The sequence below is a fragment of the Nocardia pseudovaccinii NBRC 100343 genome (assembly GCF_001613225.1).
In the GTDB taxonomy this organism is placed as follows: domain Bacteria; phylum Actinomycetota; class Actinomycetes; order Mycobacteriales; family Mycobacteriaceae; genus Nocardia; species Nocardia pseudovaccinii.
In genome coordinates this window covers 1-2,848 of sequence record NZ_BDBY01000102.1, presented here as the reverse complement: position 1 = coordinate 2,848, position 2,848 = coordinate 1, and the positions used below count along the sequence as shown (strand labels likewise).

At 66.3% G+C, this 2,848-nt stretch carries 4 protein-coding genes; 3 read left to right on the top strand and 1 reads right to left on the bottom strand.

Annotated features, from left to right (window positions below; translation table 11 throughout):
- Positions 1 to 485, top strand: a 485-nt coding sequence (locus NP3_RS11615; protein ID WP_063040539.1) for a DUF3556 domain-containing protein, incomplete at its 5' end; no start/stop codon positions are given.
- Between the two features lie 36 nt (positions 486 to 521).
- Positions 522 to 1,937, top strand: a complete 1,416-nt coding sequence (locus NP3_RS11610; RefSeq protein ID WP_063040538.1) for a phytoene desaturase family protein — start codon at positions 522 to 524, stop codon at positions 1,935 to 1,937.
- Between the two features lie 98 nt (positions 1,938 to 2,035).
- Here NP3_RS11610 and NP3_RS11605 read toward each other — a convergent pair whose 3' ends face one another.
- Positions 2,036 to 2,266 (bottom strand): ribbon-helix-helix domain-containing protein, encoded by a 231-nt coding sequence (locus tag NP3_RS11605; RefSeq protein WP_063040536.1) that lies wholly within the window; start codon positions 2,264 to 2,266, stop codon positions 2,036 to 2,038.
- 125 nt (positions 2,267 to 2,391) lie between these two features.
- On the opposite strand from NP3_RS11605, the gene NP3_RS11600 reads away from it, so the two are divergent.
- The coding region (locus NP3_RS11600; protein ID WP_157124263.1) for an alpha/beta fold hydrolase at positions 2,392 to 2,848 on the top strand (457 nt) is incomplete at its 3' end.

Genomic DNA, 2,848 nt, shown 5'->3' with positions numbered 1-2,848 from the left:
CCATGGGCTATCCGCCCGCGGTCGCCGAGATCACCATGCAGCAGACCATCGCGTGGCGGTCCATGCACAGTCAGGGCCGCGGACTATTCTCCCTGCTGCTGAAGAACATCCACGAGATCGACCGCTGGACGGTGCGCGAGGCGGAGTTCGGCTGCAATTCGCTGATCGGCTTCAACTTCGGCGATGGCCATTTGCACAATCTGGACCTGATCAACGCCGTACAAGCGAGGATTGGATTCGAACCCGGCGAATGGATCATCGTCTGGGTCGAATCTCAGCCGATCCATCGGGGAACCCAGGAGTATCAGGTGATCGATGCCGCGCTCGGCGTCATCGAACGCGGCACCTGGCGGGTCCGCGACGCGGTGGCCGCCCAGCCGTGGCTGCCGGACGGTCCGATTCCGTTGCAGGTCACCTGGCGGCGCGACGAGGCGTTCCGCGCCTTGTCCGGCAGGGCCGAACCGGAGTCGGAGATGGTGTTGTAGTGCCTGTGCCCCAGTAGTTTTCAGGAAGGACATCCGATGAAGACCGCCATCGTCGTCGGCAGCGGACCGAATGGCCTGGCCGCCGCGATCACCCTCGCACGAGCCGGTGTCGAAGTGACCGTGCTGGAGGCGGCCGACGAGATCGGCGGTGGGACCCGTTCGAGCGAGGCGATTGTGCCCGGACTCGTGCACGATCACTGCTCGGCCATCCATCCGATGGCGGTCGGATCGCCGTTTCTGGGCGGTCTGGATCTCGAGCGCTACGGGCTGCGGTGGGCGTGGCCGGAGATCGACTGCGCCCACCCGCTCGACGACGGGACCGCCGGGGTGCTGTATCGCTCGGTCGCCGAGACCGCCGCCGGTCTCGGTACCGATGGCCGGGCCTGGCGGCTGTTGTTCGACCGGCCGGTCGCCGCCTACGACCGGTTCGGCGCGGACATCATGCGCCCGCTGCTGCGGCTGCCCCGGCATCCGATCAGCCTGGCCCGCTTCGGAATTCCCGCGCTGGCACCGGCATCGCTACTGGCGGAGATCTTCCGCACCGAGCAGGCCCGGGCATTGTTCGGTGGCGTCGCCGCGCACGTGTTCCACCCGCTGCACCGACCACTGAGCGCCAGCGTCGGGTTGGGCATCCTCACCGCGGGGCATCGCCACGGCTGGGCGGTCGCCGTCGGCGGCTCACAGCGCATCACTGACGCGATGGCCGCACTGCTGCTCGACCTCGGCGGGAAGATCGAAACCGGTGCGCACGTGCGGTCGCCGTGGCAGTTGCCGCCCACCGACATCACCATGTGGGATCTGGCGCCGACCGCGGTCGGCGAAATCCTCGGTGACCGGCTTCCGTCACGAATTGCCAAGGCATATCGGCGATTCCGCTACGGGCCAGCCGCCTTCAAGGTCGACTTCGCGGTCGAGGGCGGGGTTCCCTGGATCGCCGAATCCGCCCGCCGGGCCGGAACCGTCCACCTCGGCGGCGGTTTCGCCGAAATCGCGGCCGCCGAACGTGAAATCCATGCCGGGCGCATGCCCGAGCGACCGTTCGTCCTGGTCGGGCAGCAATACCTCGCCGACCCCCAGCGTTCGGTCGGCGCCGTGCACCCGGTGTGGACCTATGCCCATGTTCCGTATGGCTTCACCGGCGACGCCACCGAAGCGATCAGCGCCAGGATCGAAGCCCTCGCCCCCGGCTTCCGTGACCGCATCGTCGGCACCATTACTCGCACCGCTCCCGGTTTCGCCGAGTACAACCCCAACTACGTCGGCGGCAACATCATGACCGGCGCCAAAGACATTCCCCAACTCGTCTTCGGCCCGCGAAAAACCCTGCAGCCCTACGACATCGGCCTCCCCGGCCACTACCTGTGCTCCGCCGCCACCCCACCCGGCCCCGGCGCTCACGGCATGTGTGGGGCCAACGCCGCTGCCCGCGCCCTGCGGCTACTGCATCACTGAACAGCGCCAGACCTGAGTGGGCACGTCACATTTCTCGCCGGGCGGTGCGGCACGATCGTAGGCGGCGATGATGGCCGAGGTGTCGGCGATGAAGAAACTCACTGCCGATAGGCGTCGTCGAGCAACGCCGCACTGTCGGCAGCGAAGTTCGGATCACCTGAGTCGAACGATGGCCACGGCCGACTCCGTTGGACCTTGTGCGCCCGGAGCAATACCAGTTCGATCCCCTCGCGGGTGAGATCGGCTTCCGATCGCCCCGACTCCGATGCTGCTTCCTCGAGGCGGGCGGCCTGATCAGGTGCGAGATACACGCTGGTCTTGGTCTTCATAAAACATAGGTACTACGTAGGGTAGGTGGCGATCCAGAGGTTCAACTCGCTTAATCAGAAGTTGAACTCGACGTCAGAATCGAATACGGTGTCGACTTACAAAGCCGCGGTAGACGAGGTGACCCATGGACGCACGCAATCTGCTGGACGAGTGGCTGGGGCTGGGGAGTCGCCAGGTCGGGACCAATGAGATCGAGTTGCGGGTCGTCGAGCATGGGGACGGTCCCGTTGTGGTGTTCTGCCATGGGTTTCCCGAGCTCGGATTCTCATGGCGGCATCAGGTTTTCGCGCTCGCCGAGGCGGGTTTCCGGACGTTGACACCGGATATGCGCGGATACGGAGGCAGTTCTCGGCCGAGTCGGATCGAGGACTACGACATGGCCGCGCTGTGCGGTGATCTCGTCGGTTTGCTCGATGAGGCCGGTGTCGAGGATGCGATCTTCGTCGGTCACGACTGGGGTGCCTCGGTGGTGTGGCAGTTGGCCCTTCGACATCCGGATCGGGTGCGGGCTGTCGCGGGACTGAGTGTTCCGGCCACGCCGCGGTCGGTCGTGGCGCCGTTGCCGATTCTGCGGTCCAGGC